Raw genomic sequence first — 18,360 nt, forward strand, 5'->3', positions numbered from 1 at the left:
GCACGATGGGTCCGGCAGCCGCCGATCGGCCCGGGCGACGGGGGAGCGGGCCTCCACCGTCCGTGGGCTGCCGGGAGCGTGCGGGCGCCACGCCCGGCACCGAACGCCGGGCAGGCGGCGAGTCATCAGGACGCGGGAGCGAGGCGGTCCAGGCGGATCAGCTTGCGGCGGGGAACGCCGCTCGCCGACGCACGCCGGTGCCGCACGAGTTGGACCAGCCCGCCCAGCTTGATGACCACGACACCGGCGAAGGCGAGACGGTAGTCGTTCCGCGTGGCGTCGAGGACCGTTCCGATGACCGCGAGCGCGATGATCGCCGCGACGAAGCCGCCCATGTTCACGATGCCCGTGGCCACGCCCTGCTGCTCCGGCGGGTTCGCCGTGATGGCGTAGTCGAAGCCGATCGTGGCCGCCGGTCCGCCCGCGCCGAGGGCGAGGCAGAGACCGGTGAGGAGCCACAACGGGGCATGAGCACCGGGCCAGGCGATCGTCGCGATCCAGCCGACGATGTTGACGACGACCACCGCCACCACCACCGGGATCCGCAGCGACTTGCGGCGCGTGAGCAGGGAACCGAACACGATGCCGCAGATCATGGCCGAGACGACCAGGAGGCTCAGGAGGTACGAGGCGTGCGAACGCGTCAGCCCCTCGCCCTTCACCAGGAAGGGCATGCCCCACAGCAGCAGGAACACCATCATCGAGAACTGGGCGGTGAACGAGACCCACATTCCGAGTTTTGTGCCGGGCGTCCTCCACGCGGCGCGAAGGGAGGCCAGCGAGCCGTTCCGCACGGCCGGGCCGGCGAGGCCGGACGTCTCCTGCCGGGAAGCGGCCTTCGGACGGTTCTTCACCAGTACCAGCAGCGGTACGAGCACGAACGCTCCGAAGACCGCCGTACCGGCGAACGTGCGGGTCCAGCCGAGGGAATGCAGCAGGGGGGCCAGGAGGGACGTGCTGACCAGGTTTCCGGCCATTCCCAGCAGCCCCGCGGTCTGGGCGGCCACGGGTGAGAGCCGCCCTGGGAGCCATCGTGCGCCGAGCTCCAGAACGCAGATGAACGTCATGGAGTCCCCGAGGCCGAGCAGGGCGCGCGAGGCCAGCGCCTCGGCATAGGAGGACGAGAAGGCGAATCCCAGCTGCCCCGCCGTGAGGAGCACGAGGCTGAGGAGGAGCACGAGGCGCACGCCCAGCCGGTCGATCAGCATCCCCGCCGGCACCTGCATCGCCATGTAGACGAAGACCTGGACCAGGCAGAACGAGGAGAGGGCCGACGCGTGCACGTGGAAACGGCCTGCCGCTTCGATGCCGGCGATTCCCAGGCTCGATCCGTGCATGACGGCGATGAAGTAGATCAGCGCTCCCGTGCCCCATACCGCGAGCCCCCGGACGCTGATGCGCTCGATCGTAGATCCTGTGTGCGTCGTCAAGGGTCTTCCATTCCCGCTCGGTGTCACATCGGATGCTCACGTCTCCACCAGGGCACCAGGACGGGAAGCGGGGATCATCCACCGATCGGCACCCGCGGGGTACGAGTGCCCGCTCACCGGTCGGCCGACTGACGGCCGTCCTACCGGGCCCGCGGGGCCCGGGCCGGAGGGGCGGCTGCCGAGGCCGTCGCGGTGTTCCGGGGCCGTCGACCGGATGGATGCGGCGACCGATCCGCGCGGGCCCCGTTCGGGTGGCCGGAGTACTAGAACCAATGGCGCGACCTCTGGCCTATTCTCGCCGCGCGGCAGAGGGCTGCATTCTCAAATCGGGCCGTCGCAGCCGCTCTTGACACAAACTCAGCTCGCACACCGGCAGCCGTCGGAGGCGACCGGGGGTCTGGTCCGGCACGCGAAACCGCCCAGGAAATCCGGAAGACACAGATCCTCTGACACCCCGGGAGCATCCTTGAGCCGCAAGACCGCTGTCTCGGCGCTCGCCGCGCTGACCGTCTTGTCCCCCCTCGGTGTGGCGCAGGCGGCAGACGCCGCTTCGCTCCGCTACTGCCACTACAACGGCACCCTCACCTGCGTGGCGGACTTCCGCGCACTCGTGAAAGTCGCGACGTTCGGGAAGGTGCAGGACGGGCCCCTCACGGCTCCGAGCGGGCAGGCGGCGCTGACTGCCCTGACCAGGCGGATGGAACAGGCCAATCCGTACCTGTCGTCCATGCATTTCTCCAACCCCGACTGGTCGGGGAGCGTGCTCTCCATAGCCGCGAACGGCTGCAGGGGTGACATGCCCAGGCCGGCGATCATGAACCTGCACCAGATCGATCCGAACTTCGACAACCGGGTCAACTCCGAGATAGGGATGAACATCTGCCAGGTGAGCCCGGCCGAGCACCCCAACCGGACCGGATACGTGGGGCACGCCCGTCCGATCGGCTGGCACAACCAGGGGACCGCCCTCTTCAACCAGATCACCTCGATTTCGTACTACCCCACGCCGACCCAGGCCGAGGCAGCCAAGGCGTGCAAGGACGGAACCGCGAAGTGCACTCTCAACCAGACGACCAAAGCGTCGATCGTCCAGGGTGAGTCGAAGGCCGTGGCGTTCAGCAGCAACTGCACGTCCATCGTTCAGACCAGGGCGCTGTGGTGGGAGACGAGCGTGGCCAATGAGCAGTCGTTCCAAACCGAGTACGGGCAAAAGCTCACCATCGGGCTCGAATTCGGCGACCTGAAGACCGGCATCGAGGCGTCATTCGCCCAGAGGTACGGGCACTCCACCACGAACACCACGACTTTCAAGCAGCAGGACACGGTGAGCATTCCTCCGAGGACCCGCAGCGTGCTCTACAAGACCCCGGTGTTCCAAGTGCTCTCGGGTTCGGCGTGGGCGCAGATGAACGACGGCGGTGCGGTGACGAGCCTGCCGTGGACCGTCAAGCAGGCCGTTGCCGACGGGTCGGACGGCCTGACCTGGGACGAGGTCCCCCTCACGGCGGCGGAGCTAGCGAACCCCTCGCTGTGCCCGCTCTCGGGCGGAGGCGTCACCAAGTCGCTCTGACCCGCCGGCCGACCCGGCCGCACAACGCAGGAACTCGTCGCCGGTACGGTGTCCCGCTCACCGCACCGGCGACGGCCGCGCAGGTCCGAGACGGGCGCTGCGGAGGCGGGGAGTGCCCCGGGTCTACACCGACGGGCTCGTGACGCGTCGCCGTCCGGTGGATGGCGATGCCGTAGCCGGTTTGCCTAGTTTGTGGCTGTTGCTGAAGCGTCCAGACGGAATGGAGCACACATTGGCCACGGTCAGCGGTACGTGCGACGCACGGTTCGAGACGGTGCGGAGCGCCCTGGAGGAGCGGCTGGAGTCCGGGGAGGAATTGGGAGCCTCGCTCTACGTCGACATCGACGGTGAGGCGGTCGTGGACCTGTGGGGCGGATACCGGGACGTCTCGCACAGCGAGCCCTGGACGAGGGACACGCTCACCAACGTGTGGTCGACGACGAAGGCCGTCACCTCGCTCGCCGCCCTGGTGCTCGTCGAGAGAGGTCTGCTCGACGTTCACGCACCGGTGAGCGCCTACTGGCCGGAATTCGGGGCCAACGGCAAGGAGTCCGTCCTCGTTAGGCACGTCCTGTCGCACACGTCGGGCGTGTCCGGCTGGGAGAAGCCGTGCAGGCTGCAAGACATCTACCGGTCGCGCGAGGCGGCGGCGCGGCTGGCGGAACAAGCCCCGTGGTGGGAGCCGGGAACCGCCTCCGGGTACCACGGTCTGAACTACGGCCACCTCGTGGGCGAGCTGGTCCGCCGGACCACCGGACACTCGCTGCGCTCCTTCGTGGCGACGGAACTGGCCGGTCCGCTCGGAGCGGATTTCCAGATCGGGGCTCAGCCGGCCGTCTGGAACCGCATCGCGGACCTCGTGCCGCCGCCCGTCGATCCCCACGCCCTCGACTCGCTCGACCCCGAGAGCCCCATGTACAAAACCCTCACCAGTCCTCTGGCGGGCCCGGACGTGGTGAGCACCGAGGGATGGCGGCGTGCCGAGATCGGCGCGGCGAACGGCCACGGTACGGCGGCCGGGATCGCCCGTCTGCTCTCCGTGGTGTCACGCGGGGGCACGGTGGACGGCCAGCGCCTGCTCTCGCCCGAGACGATCGAGTTGATCTTCGAGGAGCAGGCCTGCGGCGTCGATCTGGTGATCGGGCTTCCGATGCGGTGGGGAATCGGCTTCGCGCTCCCCGGGACCGAGACGTTCCCCTACGTACCCCAGGGCCGCAGGTGCTTCTGGGGCGGCTGGGGAGGCTCGGTGGTCTGCATGGACCTGGAGCGCCGGATGACGCTGTCCTACACGATGAACAAGATGGGCGCCGGTGTCGTGGGGTCGGACCGCACGGAGGCCTACGTCGCAGCCGTCTTCGACGCCGTCGGTGCGGTCTGAGTCCCCGGCGAGCCGGGCCCGTCAGGAGCGAGGAAGGTACATGGGTGCACAACTGAGCGGGACCGTCGCACTGGTCACCGGAGCCAGCAGCGGAATCGGCGCGGCGACGGGCAGGGCGCTGGCCGCCGAAGGCGCGACGGTCGCCCTGGTGGCGCGCCGGGCCGACCGCCTGGAGCAGTTGGCGGCGGAGATCGAGGCGGGAGGCGGCCGTGCACTCGCGGTCCCCTGCGACATCACCGATCGCGGCGACGCGACGGACGCGGTACGGCGGAGCGTGGAGTGCTTCGGCGGCCTCGACATCGTGGTGAACAACGCCGGGCAGATGCTGCTGGGAGAGTTCGGCAGTGCTCCGGCGGAGCTGTCCGACCGCATGGTCGGTCTCAATGTCGACGGACTGCTGAACATCTCGCGGGCGGCGCTGCCTCATCTGGTCGAGGCGGCCGCGCGCAGGGGCCGGGGCGTCGCCGACCTGGTCAACATCAGTTCCGTGGCCGGGCGTAAGGCGGTCGCCGGGGGCGCGGTCTACGCCCTCACCAAATACGGGGTCGTCGGCCTGTCGGAAGCGCTGCGCCTGGAACTGGCCGGCCGCCAGGTGAGGGTGACCGTGGTCGAGCCCGGGGCCGTGGACACGGAGTTGGCGGACCACGTCGCTCCCGAGATCCGCGACCGGATCCTGCGGGAGATGCAGTACGCGCCGCTGCTGCCGCGCGACATCGCGGAGGCGATCGTGTTCGCGGTCACGCGCAGCGGCCACGTGGCGGTCAACGAGCTGCTCGTCCGGCCGACGGGTCAGCTCCTCTGACGAGCGGGCAAGACGAGGGGGTGCGCGCAGTCGCCTCGGCGGCCTCGCGCGCCCCCGTCCTGTCCGACGACCGCCGTGACCGGATTCTCACGTCCACTCGGCGAGTTCCACGGTGATGCCTTCAGGCCCCTCGAGGAACACCAGCTTGCGGTCGTGGAAGGTCATCGGCTGGTTGCGGACCCGCACGCCGGCGGCCGTGACCCTCTCGATCAGGTCGTCGATGTCGGAGACCGCGAAGCAGATGTGGTTGAAACCCATGCGGTCCAGCCGGGCCGTGTCGCCGGCCGCCTCCACGGACGGCTTCAGGAAGTGCAGGAGCTGCACCTCCAGCCGCGGGTCCGAATGCTTCAGTACGAGTGTGATGTGCCGTGCCTCGAGGTCGTCGATCCCCATGTACTGGTCCATCTCCGGACCCTTGATCACCACGTCCTTGTCGGGTTCGAATCCGAGCAGGGCGAAGAAGTCGATGGCCGCGGCAGGGTCACTCACCGCCACGGTGACATGGTCGAAATGCTTGAGCATGATCCTGTTCTACCTGTTCGAGGGGCGTAAGGGCGTGAGGCGCTCAAGGCCGCCGGGGCCGGTGCGGTCAGTGCTGACCGCCGCGAGCCGCCTTGCGTCCGCAGGTGGACACGAGCGGGTACCACATGGCGCTGAAGCCCGGGTCCGCTGCGATGCGCCGGACCCGGGCGAGGTCGCCGTCGGTGAAACCCAGCGAACGCAGGGGTTCGCGAAGCTGGCGCGTGTGGATGTCGTGCAGGCGGCTGCCCGGGCCGCCGCCCGTCCAGCTCTCCGCGCGGTGGATGCTCTGGACGTCTTGCAGTGACGATTCGACCATGGCGGCGTGCAGGTCACGCGCCCCCCACTGCGGGTCGGCGCCGACGTCGGCGAGGATCCGTACGACGGCTCCCGTGAACCGGCGGAACAGGTCGGCGTCAGCCGGGCCGGAACCGGTCAGGACGGGCAGTCCGTCCGAGGTCACCGCACTCTCCTCGATGATCAGCCGTCCGCCGGGGGCCAGCGCGTCGACCAGCCGACGGATCACCGCCCGGCGTTCCGGCAGGTGCATGAGGACCCATCGGGCGTGGATCACGTCGAAGGGGCCGCCGGGCGGAGCCGGGTCCCGTCGGACATCGTGCCGCAGTATCTCCGCGCCGGGTGCCACGGTCCGTGACGTGTCGATATCGGTGGCCACGACGCGACCACCGGGGCCCGTGAGCGCCATGAGGTGACGGGCGATCGAGCCCCCGCCGGCGCCCACCTCCCAGCACCGTGCTCCTGCCGGGATCCCCTGTGCCCGGAAACACTCGGCGGTCCCGGGGTCCAGCATGGTCTCCAGCGCGTCGAGCTGGTCGTTCACCTCCACCGCTCCGTGGAAGGCGTACTGCGTTTCGCATGCCGTGCTCATCAGTCGAAGTCCTCGCTCGTCGAAGCCCGGGCTGGGCCGAGGCGGGTGGTCGCATGTCCAGCATGGTCCCGGTCATGCCGCTGCCCGCTCATCCGATCGGTGGACCAGAGGGTTGGCCGTTCTGATGGGCCAGATGGTGATATTTGAGGCATTAGCGACATCTGGTAGTTGATAATCGTAAATACGTACCACTATGACTCTCCTCACAACTCGAACAGGGACATCCCCTGACCGAGTCGTTCGAGGAGGATCCATGCAGCACTTCGCCGTCCGCGGGAAACCGCTTGCGGGGAGCGTCTGGGGGCATGCGTCGAAGCAGGGCCTTTGGAAGGCATCGTGCACGGCACTCGCTGCGGCAGTCGTTCTGACGCCGTCCCTCGCCCAGGCGGCTCCTGCCGCACCCGGCACGTACGCGTACGTCGCCAACACGGGTCAGGGCACGGTCCGGGTGTACGACACGGCCACCAATGCCCTCGTCACGAGCATCGACACCGGAGTGGGCAGCGGGCCCCTGCAAGTGGCCGCTTCCCGGAACGGCAAGAAGGTCTACGTGACGGAGCGGGATTCGAGCGCCGTGTCGGCGATCGACGCCCTCACCAACACCGTGGTGGGCCGAAATCCCCACGGGGAACGGCACTCCGGAGAGCGTGGCCATCTCGCCGGACGACAGTCGAGCCTATGTCACGGTAGAGGGTCAGGGACTGGCCAACCGTGTGGTGGCGATCAACACCGCCACCGATGCCATCGTGGGCACGCTCGAGACGGGGGCGGACACCCTCCCGAACGGGCTGGCGGTATCCCCGGACGGGAAGCGCCTCTACGTCGCCTACCGGGGCGGGAATGTGGTGGCAGTGATCGACTCCGCGACCATGACGCTGATCACGACGGTGGACGTCGGTCCGGGTGCACCGCGAAAGGTGGCCATCTCGCCGAGCGGGGCACGTGTCTACGTCACCGAGAACACCTCGGGCGAGGTGTCGGTCATCGACACCGCCACCAACACGGTCGTGGTGCCGATTCCGCTCAACCAGGGACTGGACGGGGTGAAGGTCTCGCTGGACGGAAGACGCGTCTATGTCGCCGAGCGGAACAACGGCCGGGTGACCGTCATCGATGCCGCCACGAACAGCGTCGTCACCTCGATCCCGACCTCCCTGGATCCCGCGGAAATGGCGGTTTCTCCCACCGGAGCCCGGCTCTACGTCAGCCACCCCAACGGCGACGACGCAGTGTCCGTCATCGACCTCGCCACGAACTCCGTCTCCGCGACCATCGACAGCCCCGAAGGCGCGTTCATCGGGATCGACCTGGGCTCGGTGCCGGGGACCTCGAAGGTGTCCTGCCCGGTCGGCAGCGTGCTGACGGGCGGCGGCTTCGGATCTAGGGGACCCGCGCCAGATCAGCTCGTCAGCAGGCCGGTACCGGGCACCAACGATTGGGAGGTGAGCGGGCAGAACAGGACGCGGGACGACGTCACCCTCACCCCGCATGCCGTCTGTGCCACGCCGTGACCGCCTCGCGGACGGCCCAGGGGCCGCCGCCGGCTGCCCACGGGCCCGGATCCACTTCCAGCGGACAATGATCAGGAGCGAAGTGCATGTCGTCTGAAAGCACAGCGGGAACGCGTCGGAGCGGTCCGCCACGCCGGACCGGATGGGTCGCCGGAGCCCTTGTCTCCCTGGTCCTCACAGGTGCCGGCTTCGCGGCGCCCGCAGCCGCCGCCACACCGCAGGACCCGGCGGACGCGCCGCACGTGACGTTGAATCCTCCTCCGCCGCACGTGACGTTGAATCCGCCTCCGCCGCACGAGGAATGCGCCGACGGACCGCCGTGGTCCGAGTCGTGCGAGCCCCACCACGGAGGACCGCCGTTTCCTCCCGGTCCTCCTGGACCCCCCGGTCCTCCCGGACCGGCCGGGCCGGCGGGAGCCCCCGGCCCTTCTGGAGCCCAGGGTGCCCCCGGTCCTTCTGGAGCCCAGGGCACTCCGGGTGTCGCCGGCCCGGCCGGCACCCCGGGAGCGGCCGGGCCCGCCGGACCCCAGGGAGTAGCCGGACCTGCGGGCCCGCCTGGTCCCCCCGGCAGCATCTTCACCTTCGTCGTCACGGGGCCGCCCGTCTTGATCCCCGCGGCTCCGTAGCGGCACCGCGCCCCCGCGCGAGCCGCGACACCGGACGGCCGGCACGTCCACGTGCTGCCGGCCGTCCGGCCGGTTCGGCGAGGTGTTGGGCGGCGGTCATTGCGGTACCGCCATGTTCAGCGAGAAGCAGTGGCGCGGACCGGAGAGCCTTCGTTCTCCTGCTCCGGTACCGGCCCGGCCGTCTCCGGCCGGTGGCCGAGACCGCGCCGACTGGTCTCCGGGAGGAAGCAGATGCAGGCCAGGGAGACGAGGCCGGCCGCACCCATGTAGAGGCCCACGGAGAACGAGCCGAACGAGGCTTGCAGGTGGGTCGCGATCAGCGGCGCGGCCGCCGCCCCGAGCACCCCGCCGAGGTTGTAGGCGAGGCTCGCTCCGGTGTACCGCACCGACGCGCCGAAGAGCTCCGGCAGGTAGGCGCCGATCGGCCCGTACGTCAGGCCGGTGCAGAAGTTCAGTGCGCCGAGCGCCAGCGCGATCAGGACGATCTGCCGGGTGTCCATCATCGGGAACACCGCCAGGGCGCACGGCACGGTCACGGCCGCTCCGACGAGCATCATCCGCTTGCGCCCGATGCGGTCGGATGCCGTGGCGGAGACCCAGATTCCTGCGGCGAACGTCAGGCAGCCGATCAGGGAGATCGCGAGCATGTCGCCGCGTGCGATCTTCAGTGCACCGGTGGCGTAGGACAGGCAGAAGGCCGAGCCCGTGTAGAAGGTGCAGAAGACGACGACCATGGCGCCGGCACCCAGCAGCAGCTCCCGAGGGTTCTTGCGCAGCACGTCCTTGACCGGGACCCGGCTGAGGCCCTGCGCCTGTGCCATCGCCCGGAAGACGGGTGTCTCGGCCACCTTCAGCCGCACCACGAGGCCGACGGCGGTGAAGGCGAAGGACAGCAGGAACGGTATCCGCCAGCCCCACTCGATGAACGCGCCGTTGGGCAGGGCGGAGGACATGGCCCAGAACACCGCGGTGGCGATCAGCAGGCCGAGCGGCGCGCCCAGTTGTGCGGCGGAGCCGAACCTGCCGCGGCGCCCGGGCGGAGCGTGTTCGACGGCCAGCAGCGCGGCGCCGCCGAATTCGCCGCCGAGTCCGACGCCCTGGACGAAACGCAGGAGTACGAGGACCAGGGGCGCGGCGATCCCCCACTGTGCGTAGCCGGGCAGGAGGCCGACGCACGCGGTGGACAGACCCATCATCAGCAGTGAGATGACCAGGACGGACTTGCGCCCGAGGCGGTCGCCGAAGTGTCCGAACAGCATCGAGCCCAAAGGCCGGGCCACGAAGGCGACGCCGAACGTCGAGAACGAGGCGAGCAGGGCGCCCGTCGTGGAGAGGTCCGGGAAGAACACGTGGTTGAAGACGAGGGCGGCCGCCATGCCGTAGATGTAGAAGTCGTAGAACTCGATGGCCGTGCCGAAGAAGCTGGCAGCGCTGATCCGGCGCATGCGCCCCTGCTCAGTGCCCTCGGAGGAGGGAACCGTGGACGGCGCCCTCATGTAGTCAGTCATGGCCTACCCCGCGGATCTAGGTGAATCAAACGGTCAAACCTGCCTCCAGCTAGCCAGGAAAGCGGTCCCGTCTGGTCCTCCGATCGGAGGGTTCACCCGGTGGATCGAGAGCCCGCGCGCCCTGCGTGCAGCGGTTCCTCTCCGCGTCGGGGCAGCGGCGGGAGGCTGCCGCCACGGGAGGCGGCAACGTCCACGCAGCTGGTCCGGAACACGCCCTCTCAGCGCACCAGGTACAGCGTGTACTCGCCGGGGCCTCCGATGGAGGTACGGGTGATGTGTGCGTAGCCGCGGACGGTGGAGTAGGCCCCCGTTCCGCCGGTGATGGCGTTGTCGACGTCGGTGGGCGGCGTCGTGTGGGACGGCTCGAGGTGCTGCCAGGTGACCTCACCGTCGGGCAGCCGGAAGGAGCCCGAGCACAGTTCCGCGCCCGGCGTGGCCGACACCTGGGTACACAGCGTCGCCTCGGTCCCGTAGGCCTGGCCGTCCCTGAGGAGGTCTGCGGTGTTGATGATCTGGTTGCCGATGCCCGTCGGCTGACCGAGGTCGATCCGCGTGGTCGTCGCGGGCGTCGAGGTCAGCCTGATCACCTCGGTGCGCGGCTTGTCCTTGTCCGCGGCCGGCCCGCTTTCGGCCGCGACCGCGGGCCACGCGAGAACGGCGGCGGACAATACTACCGCTGCCGCGGCACCACGCTGGGTAGCAGAGAACACGATCCGGATCCTTTCGTCGGCTTGCCTGTCGGGAGCCAGCTCTTTCACACCGCGTCCGTGAGGCGGGAGCAGACACGCGCGGCGTCCCGCCGGTTCAACCCGCTTGCGTCGTCCGGCGGGTCCAGACGCCTGTGCCCCGGCGCTCTTCCCGCCCCGCCCGCCGTCCCATGGGCGGGGACCGGTGAGGCGCCGGCGTGCACGCAAGACTGCCCGGCCGGGAGCCCCTCGGACAGAGGACGGGATGCACCCTGGCCGCATGCGACTTTCTCCGGGCCGTGGAAGGGAATTCGCGTTCTGGAAACTACCGAAAGGAAACTCGATGGAGAAGATCGACCTTACCCGTCCGAAGAGCCCCCTGTATCTGCGTGCCGATGAAGCGCTGCGAGATTTCGTCGAGGCCTGCGACGCATTCGCAAAGGCTGAGAAGGGGATCGAAGAGAATTCGAAGCGCATGTGGAAGTATTCGGATGAAAGTCTGAACGAAGAAAAGTTTGGAGATGTGGCTGCTCATGTGCGCGGGATATCCAAGGCCCTTCTCGGTTTCGCGGATTTGGCGCGGAAAGAAATCGAGGAAGCGTTGCTGCTCGTGGGCCCGATGAGGCCGATGATTTCGGGTGATCGGATCGCGCATAATTTCTCGATTTTTTCAGAACGAGAACGTGCCCGCCTGAAGGTGGTCAGGAGTGCAGTGATCGATTCTGTGCGGTCGTCGCACGTAAGCCTCCAGGGGATTCGAGACACGTTCAAGTCAGGGAAAGTCTCGCTAAGGGGGCTCGTGAATGATGGCGCTGTTTCCGTGAAGCTGCTTGAGGCTGATGTATGCAGCTTCGTGAAGTTTATTGATAGTTACGACGATTTCGTGGGGATGATGCTCGAATGTGGTGCTGACGAAAAGGCAATTAATGGGCGGTATGCGTCAGATGTAGCCCGCAAGGAAGCGGATGGTAAAAAGCTGATATCCGATATCGAGTCAGGGCTTTTTGGTGTCCAGCTGGCGATTTCTGAGCACGCGCTCAAGGCCCTTGCGGACGCGTACGTGACCGTATATGGATCGGCCGCGATGATACGGGATGCCGGCAACGTCGGGGATGAATTCGCCGGTTGTCTGCCGGCGTATGAAACTCGCGCAGCGTCAGAAATCCTGGAACTCTTCGTGAACGACAGCGTGGTGCGCGCTCTTGGCTACGTGAACGGCCAGACGTTGACGGGTGGAATCGGGAACGCCGGATCGGTGGAAACCTTCAGGGCGCAGTGGAAAGGGAAGACGAGGCTGTCCCAGACAGAGCGGGCCGGTGTATATCACTGGTACCAGCAGGGCGTCGCCGTCCTGAAGAACCTCGAGATCGCCTGCTCGTTCTTCAGTGCGCTGCTCAAGAACTTCGAATCACTCGGGTTCATCGATTCCGCCCATGCGCCGGGTCCCTACTCTCTGAAGCGGGATCCCGCTCCGATCCCGTTCTTGGTCATCCAGGAAATCGTCCAGCAGGAACCCGCGCTCAGAACGATCGTCGCGGACCTCGCAAGTTCCCTGAGGGATATCCAGGAAGCCGTGAAGAAGCTGGAAGACCTGAGCGGGTGAACGGCGGGACCGAGCCCCTCCCACGCCTTCGGAGGCGTTCGTACAGGTGAGGGTGGTGCGGCGGCGCCGAGTGAACGTCTTTCATCCTGAATAGGTGCAGGTCAGGATGGTGTGGACGGCCTTTACGATGGTGCCGATGCGGTTGGTGGAGCATCGCGCTCGTCGAAGAACCTTCCACGATTTCAGCAGTGCGAAGGCTCGTTCGCCGGGTGCCCGGAGGCGGGCATGGTCGCGGTTGAACTGCTGGTAATGCTCGGGCTGGTCGCGGTGCCGGTAGTACGGGGTGCGGACGGTCGCGCCGGCGCCCTGGTACGCGCGGTCCGCGAGTACGAGGATCTGCCTGGTCAGGCAAGCCTGGACGATGCCATGGGCGCGGGCCGCGGTCAGGTCGTGGGTTCGGCCCGGCAGGGCTCGGGAGAACCACAGGGGTGTGCCGTCCGGGCGGGCGATCACCTGCACGTTCATCCCGTGTTGGCGGTGCTTCATCGAGTAGTACGGCTCGTCCGCTCCGATCCGGTCGGTGGGGATGAGGCTGCCGTCAACGATGACGAAGTCTTCCTCACCCAGACCGACGAGGGCCTCGTGCAGTCCCGGAGCCCACGCGGCCAGAACGTCCAGGGTCTCCTCGACGTACCGCCAGGCCGTCGCTTCCGACACCCCGAACCCCGCTCCCACCTGCGCGAATGTCTCGTTCTTCCGCAGGTGGGCGAGTGCAAGCAGAGCCTGCTTGAAGCAACCCAGCCTCCGCCAGGGAGAGTTCAGCTCCTGTCGGCGGGCATGGAGAAGCCAGGAAACATGCTCAACCAGCTCATGCGGGACGTCGAGCGTGGCAGGATACGGAACCAACGAAGCCTCCGGCACCGATGTGATGAGTGAGATCACCACACCAACGACGGAGGCTTCGCCATGTCACCATCCACCCCGCTGACCTGCCCATTCACCCCGCAGAGACAGGATGAAAGAGGCTCAGTGACTCGACGAACCGTCCGGCGTCAGCCGGGGTGCACCCGGCGCTCGGCTGCCGACCGCAGCAGCGCCTCGTGCGTGGGGGAGCCCTCGCCCGCGGTCAGAACGACCAGTTCGAGGTTGTGGGCGCCGGGGACGACGTAGGCGGTGTACTCCAGGTCGAGCACGCCCGCTCGGGGGTGGCGGAACCGATGTCTGCCGGTGGTCGGTCCCCGCACCTCGTGTTCCTCCCAGATCTCGGCGAACCGGCTGCTCCGCTCCGCCAGTTCGGCGACCAGCTGCCTTCCGCGGGCGTTGTGCGGGTCGGCCGCCAGCGCGTGCCGCAGACGGTGGACGTTGCTGCGTGCCGTCGCCTCCCACTCGGCGAGGAGCTCGGGTGCGCGGGGGTCGCAGAAGGCGAACCAGGCGAAGTTCCTGTGCCGGGCGGGCAGCTCGGAGAAGTCGAACAGCAGCCAGGCCTCGGCGTCGTTCCACGCGAGGATGTCGCGCATCGGACTGACCACGTGTGCGGGCCACGGAGTGAGCGAATGGAGCAGCTGCAGCGTCGCCCGCGGTACGCGAGGGGTCTCGACCGCGACCGGATCCGCCGGGAGCGCGGGGCCGGCGGCTCCCAGGTGGTGCAGGTGGAGACGCGCGTGGTCGTCGAGCTGCAGGGCCGAGGCGAGCGCGTCCAGGACATCGGGTGACGGGTGGCGTTGGCGGCCCTGCTCGAGGCGGGTGTAGTACTCGGGGCTGATCCCGGCCAGTGCGGCGACCTCGGCCCTGCGCAGCCCGTCCAGGCGTCGGGTGCTGCTCCGGGGCAGGCCGGCGGCCTCCGGGGTCAGCCGGGCCCGGCACGAGCGCAGGAAGTGAGCCAGCTCATGCGGTGCGGCGGATGGTGCCATACGTCGATTATCGGCCCGTGACCGGCCGGGGGTGGCCCTGGCAGGACCACCCCCACCGGTACGTGCTCACAGCGGTGTCTCGTGGGAGCCTCCTTCCCGCCGCAGCCTGGTGTCAGACAGCCATGACGACGCGGGCGGCACGGAGACCGGCGGCCCCGGTCCATGGACGTCCGGACCTCCCGCCACTTCCCTGGAGCCCACCCATGGCCACACGCCTTGACGGAACACCTCCGCCCTCCCCGGGCCGCGAGGCAGCCACCGACGGGCCGGCGTCCGCCGGACCGGTGCTCGCCCGGTACGCACCCCTGGCCGTGCTGAGCGCGGCAGCCGGCCTGGACGCCGGGGGCGTCGCCGTACTGAACAGCGCCCTGCCGTCGATCGGCACACGGTTCGCCACCTCGGCGCAGGACCTCTCCTGGGCCGCGAGCGGGTACGCGATCGCGTTCGCCGGGCTCCTGCTGTGCGGTGGGGCGATGGCGGACAGGCTGCGGCGGCGCCGCGTACTCGCCTGGGGCCTGGCTGCCGTGGCGGCGGGTGCCGTGCTCGCTTTCGTCGCGCCCGCCTTCTGGGTGGTCGTGGCGGGACGCGTCCTCCAGGGCGCGGGCGCGGCGATCACCATGCCAGCAGCCACTGCGCTGCTGACCTCGGCGTATCCCAGCGGTGCCATGCGCTCGCGCGCCCTCGGGGTGTTCTCCGCCGCGCAGGCGGGCTGTTACGGCGCCGGTCTGGTACTCGGCGGTGTGGTCACCAGTGCCTTCGGCTGGCGCTGGGTGTTCGGCCTCCAGGCCCTGACAGCGGCGGCCACCGTGCTGGCCGCCGTGCGCTGGCTGCCGGCGGCGGGTGCACCGCACCGCCGCGCACGCCTGGACACGACGGGTGCGGGAGCACTGGTCGCGGCCATCGTGCTGATCGTCCTGAGCGCCGACATGGCCTCCCGGCCGGGCGGCGGCCTGCTCGCGGCGGCCACGGCCCTCATTGCCGCGGCCGGCGCATACCTCTGGTGGCGCCGCGGACGCTCCCGCGGCGGGGACGCCGTCCTGCTGGACCCGGGTCTGCTGCGGGTGCCCGGCGTGCGGACCGCCGCGGTGACGGCCGCTGCCTTCTACTTCTGCGTGGCGGGTTCGCTGTTCCTGCTGCCGCTCTACCTCCAACAGGTCCGCGGGATGTCCCCGGCCTCGTCCGGCCTCGCGGTCCTTCCCGTCAGCGTGGCCGTCACGGTGGCGGCGCTCGCCTCCGGGCGACTGATGAAAACCCACGGACCGCGCCCGCTCCTGCTGTGGGGGATCCTGCTCACCGCGGGCGGCGTGCTGCTGTGGTGCACGGCAGGAGCACACAGCCCGTACGGGGGAGCGGTCCTGGCCGGTCTGTGCATCACCGGACTCGGGCAGGGCCTGGCCTTCCCCGCCCTCACCGCCACCGGCCTGCGAGACGTTCCGGACCACGCCCACGGGACCGCCTCGGCGGTCACGACCACTGCCTTGCAGATCGGCAGCGGCATCGGCCCCACGATGCTCGCCGGACTCGCAGGGGCCATCGGATGGGTGGGACACGGCGCCCTCAGCCTGTCCGGAGAGCACGTCGCCTACGCCGCGGCAGCCGGTCTCCTGGTGCTCGTCGGCCTGCCGGCAGGTGCCCGCCTCGGCAGGCGGACGCCGTGAAGGGCGCACGACCGGCCGAGAACGCCCCGGGCGACAGCCCGGGGCGCCCTCGGTACTAGGCCGGCAAACCGTTCCAAGAGTGGATCCAGGCCAACCGGGAGGTCGGGAGACTGGCGCTGGTCGGCGGCTGCGGACGGAACGATCCCATCCGGTGGAGGTCAGCCGGCCCACTTCTCCGCGGGAGTTTGCGCATGGATCTCAGCAGGAAGATCGTCGTCGTCACCGGTGCGGCCAGTGGCATAGGCCTGGGCATGGCGGCGCGGTTCGTCTCCGAGGGGGCGACGGTCATCGCTTCCGACCTGGCAGCGGGTGCCGGCGAGCAGCGGGCGCACGCGATCGGGGCCGCCCGTTTCGTCCCGGCGGACGTGTCGCGGGAGGACGATATCGAGGCGCTGGTGGGAGACGTGCTCAGCAAGGAGGGCAGGATCGACCTCTTCTGCTCGAACGCCGGCATCGGCACGCGCATGGACGGTCTCGCGGACGAGGCCGCCTGGAGCCGGATCCTCCGCGTCAATTTCATCAGCCAGGTGTGGGCAGCCCGCCATGTCCTGCCCCACATGCTCGAACGCGGGGAGGGGTACCTCCTCAACACGGCCTCCGCCGCGGGGCTGCTGACCGAATTGGACAGCGTGGGGTACGCGGCCACCAAGCACGCGTCGGTCGGCTTCTCGGAATGGCTCGCCTTCACCTACCGAAACCGCGGAGTCCGCGTGTCGGTGCTGTGCCCCGAGGGCGTCCGCACGCCGATGGCAGACCAGGCGCCGTATCTCCTGCACAACGCGATCACCGTGGAGGATCTCGCGGGGACGGTCGTCCAGGCACTCCGGGAGGAGCGGTTCATGATCACCACCCATGCTTCGACCTTGGAGCGTTTCCGTCAGAAGGCGGCCGACTACGAGGGCTACATCGACTACCTCGCCGCACGCCGCGAGGACGTCCTCGGCTCGTGACCGGCGGACCGCGGGCGACGCTCCCGGGCGTTCAGGAGATGACGCACTTCGGCTGACCGCTCTTCTTCTTGGACGGTGCGGGCTGGATGACCGGCCCGGTCGGCGGCTTCGAAGGCTTCTTCACCGTGGACGACGGGCCGACCGACTGCGCCCTGCGCCGCCGCGGAGCCGACGCTTCCGCATCTACCGGCCTCGTCCTGCGCGGACGCGGAGCCGACTCTTCCGCATCGACCGGCTGCACGGTGCGCCGCGCGCGACGGCTTGCGGGTGGGACCGGGTGCTCGGCGGCCGGGGGCTGCGGCTCGAACTCTTCGACACCGAGGAGTTTGATGGCATCGGTGTCGAAGACCACCACCTCCTTCCAAGGGTGCAGGTACATCGCCGAGTAGCCCATTTGGGAAAGGAAGGTACCGACGGACACCATGGGGCTCGTCGACCCTTCGTAGTCCTGCGAGTCCAGGAGCCTGAGCAGGTAGGCCCGCTGTTCGGAGGACTCGGCGAAGGGGAACCCCGAGAGGTCCCGCCTCTTGAGGGCGGCGTCCAGTTCACGCTCGTCGAGCCAGGCGACCTTGCCGGTGACCGCGACCTCGATCACGGGGCCGACCCCCCGTTCATTGCCGGCCTTCGAGTATCCCCGTGCCGTCTTGGCGTTCTCGGTGAAATAGACCCCGTCACCGTATCGCCGGCCGTGCAGCCGCCGTCCACCGACGGTGAAGCCCCGGTCACGGATACTGTTCGCCGACTCGGGCGTGGTGCCGTGGAACGCGGCGTTCACGGTGCAGGTGCGCACCTGCACCGTGCAGTCCGCTTCCCCGTCGCCCTCGGAGGAACCGTGGCCCGTGCCACTGCCCCAGTGGTGGTCGAACAGTCCTGTCATGTGGCACATGGGCCCCGACGCACGCCGGAGCACCGGGGTGTGGAACCAGGCCTGCGTGACCGGTACGAAGCCTTCGTCCTCGGGGCGGAAGTCAGCCGCCCAGTAGACGTTGCCCTGGACGTGCCAGTCGCCCGCGGCGGACGGAGCGCTCCACACGCAGTGGGCGGCGTCGGCGAGCGGGGATCCGCCGGCGTCCTGCACGATCCCGTTCTGCACCCGCCACGCCTCCCAGTACACGGTGGGAGTACTGCCGGCGGCGCTGAACCACACCTCCTGGAGGATGTGTCCGTTCATGCTGGGGTGGCACTGCCACTGGAGTCGGCGGATCGGGTTTCCCTCTTCGTCGGAGCCTTCGAACAGGACGTGCGGGGTGACGGAGATTTCGGATTCCACGGACGCCTCGAGTGATAGCGGAAGGGGCTGTCCGACGAAGCTAGGCGCGGGTGCCCGTGGTCCGCATTCACCAACGCCCGGCCTTCCGGGCAGCGAGGACCGCCCGAAAG

General features: G+C 69.0%; 15 protein-coding genes. 7 read left to right on the plus strand and 8 right to left on the minus strand.

Annotated features, from left to right (window positions below; genetic code table 11):
* Positions 1–125: 125 nt before the first annotated feature.
* Positions 126–1,430, minus strand: a complete 1,305-nt coding sequence (locus tag ACTVZO_RS39090) for an MFS transporter (RefSeq protein ID WP_443302909.1) — start codon at positions 1,428–1,430, stop codon at positions 126–128.
* Between the two features lie 466 nt (positions 1,431–1,896).
* On the opposite strand from ACTVZO_RS39090, the gene ACTVZO_RS39095 reads away from it, so the two are divergent.
* From ACTVZO_RS39095 to ACTVZO_RS39105, 3 genes are all read left to right on the plus strand, one after another.
* Positions 1,897–3,000 carry a hypothetical protein gene (locus tag ACTVZO_RS39095; RefSeq protein ID WP_443302910.1) on the plus strand — a complete coding sequence of 368 codons (1,104 nt, stop codon included), beginning with the start codon at positions 1,897–1,899 and terminating at the stop codon, positions 2,998–3,000.
* A gap of 220 nt (positions 3,001–3,220) precedes the next feature.
* Complete coding sequence (locus tag ACTVZO_RS39100; RefSeq protein WP_443302911.1) at positions 3,221–4,378, plus strand: serine hydrolase domain-containing protein; 1,158 nt, start codon at positions 3,221–3,223, stop codon at positions 4,376–4,378.
* Between the two features lie 40 nt (positions 4,379–4,418).
* A complete protein-coding gene (locus tag ACTVZO_RS39105) occupies positions 4,419–5,180 on the plus strand; it encodes an SDR family NAD(P)-dependent oxidoreductase (protein WP_443302912.1) in 762 nt (253 codons plus the stop codon).
* A gap of 87 nt (positions 5,181–5,267) precedes the next feature.
* On the opposite strand, the gene ACTVZO_RS39110 is transcribed toward ACTVZO_RS39105, so the two are convergent.
* Positions 5,268–5,702 carry a VOC family protein gene (locus tag ACTVZO_RS39110; RefSeq protein ID WP_443302913.1) on the minus strand — a complete coding sequence of 145 codons (435 nt, stop codon included), beginning with the start codon at positions 5,700–5,702 and terminating at the stop codon, positions 5,268–5,270.
* A 67-nt stretch (positions 5,703–5,769) separates the two neighbouring features.
* A complete protein-coding gene (locus ACTVZO_RS39115; protein WP_443302914.1) occupies positions 5,770–6,588 on the minus strand; it encodes a class I SAM-dependent methyltransferase in 819 nt (272 codons plus the stop codon).
* Positions 6,589–7,205: 617 nt separating this feature from the next.
* On the opposite strand from ACTVZO_RS39115, the gene ACTVZO_RS39120 reads away from it, so the two are divergent.
* The gene (locus ACTVZO_RS39120; protein ID WP_443303411.1) at positions 7,206–8,099 is read left to right on the plus strand and encodes a YncE family protein; all 894 of its coding nucleotides are present in this window, start codon (positions 7,206–7,208) and stop codon (positions 8,097–8,099) included.
* A gap of 742 nt (positions 8,100–8,841) precedes the next feature.
* Here the strand turns inward: ACTVZO_RS39120 and ACTVZO_RS39125 are convergent.
* Both ACTVZO_RS39125 and ACTVZO_RS39130 read right to left on the minus strand, forming a co-directional pair.
* Positions 8,842–10,233, minus strand: coding sequence for an MFS transporter (locus ACTVZO_RS39125; protein WP_443302915.1), 1,392 nt, complete (start codon positions 10,231–10,233; stop codon positions 8,842–8,844).
* A 218-nt stretch (positions 10,234–10,451) separates the two neighbouring features.
* Positions 10,452–10,901: a hypothetical protein gene (locus ACTVZO_RS39130; RefSeq protein WP_443302916.1), complete on the minus strand. Its 450-nt coding sequence runs from the start codon at positions 10,899–10,901 to the stop codon at positions 10,452–10,454.
* A 361-nt stretch (positions 10,902–11,262) separates the two neighbouring features.
* Between ACTVZO_RS39130 and ACTVZO_RS39135 the strand changes: the two genes are divergently transcribed.
* On the plus strand, positions 11,263–12,522 hold the full coding sequence (locus ACTVZO_RS39135) for a hypothetical protein (protein ID WP_443302917.1): 1,260 nt from the start codon (positions 11,263–11,265) through the stop codon (positions 12,520–12,522).
* An 81-nt stretch (positions 12,523–12,603) separates the two neighbouring features.
* On the opposite strand, the gene ACTVZO_RS39140 is transcribed toward ACTVZO_RS39135, so the two are convergent.
* Together ACTVZO_RS39140 and ACTVZO_RS39145 are read right to left on the minus strand one after the other, a co-directional pair.
* Positions 12,604–13,407 carry a transposase family protein gene (locus ACTVZO_RS39140; RefSeq protein ID WP_443302918.1) on the minus strand — a complete coding sequence of 268 codons (804 nt, stop codon included), beginning with the start codon at positions 13,405–13,407 and terminating at the stop codon, positions 12,604–12,606.
* A gap of 107 nt (positions 13,408–13,514) precedes the next feature.
* A complete protein-coding gene (locus tag ACTVZO_RS39145) occupies positions 13,515–14,372 on the minus strand; it encodes a helix-turn-helix domain-containing protein (protein WP_443302919.1) in 858 nt (285 codons plus the stop codon).
* 203 nt (positions 14,373–14,575) lie between these two features.
* Here ACTVZO_RS39145 and ACTVZO_RS39150 point away from each other — a divergent pair, with 203 nt between their 5' ends.
* Together ACTVZO_RS39150 and ACTVZO_RS39155 are read left to right on the plus strand one after the other, a co-directional pair.
* The gene (locus ACTVZO_RS39150; protein ID WP_443302920.1) at positions 14,576–16,030 is read left to right on the plus strand and encodes an MFS transporter; all 1,455 of its coding nucleotides are present in this window, start codon (positions 14,576–14,578) and stop codon (positions 16,028–16,030) included.
* A gap of 191 nt (positions 16,031–16,221) precedes the next feature.
* Positions 16,222–16,980, plus strand: coding sequence for an SDR family oxidoreductase (locus ACTVZO_RS39155; protein ID WP_443302922.1), 759 nt, complete (start codon positions 16,222–16,224; stop codon positions 16,978–16,980).
* A gap of 31 nt (positions 16,981–17,011) precedes the next feature.
* Here ACTVZO_RS39155 and ACTVZO_RS39160 read toward each other — a convergent pair whose 3' ends face one another.
* Positions 17,012–18,250, minus strand: a complete 1,239-nt coding sequence (locus ACTVZO_RS39160; protein WP_443302923.1) for a hypothetical protein — start codon at positions 18,248–18,250, stop codon at positions 17,012–17,014.
* Positions 18,251–18,360: the final 110 nt, after the last annotated feature.

It is taken from the genome of Streptomyces sp. IBSNAI002, assembly GCF_052244475.1.
Lineage (GTDB): Bacteria > Actinomycetota > Actinomycetes > Streptomycetales > Streptomycetaceae > Streptomyces.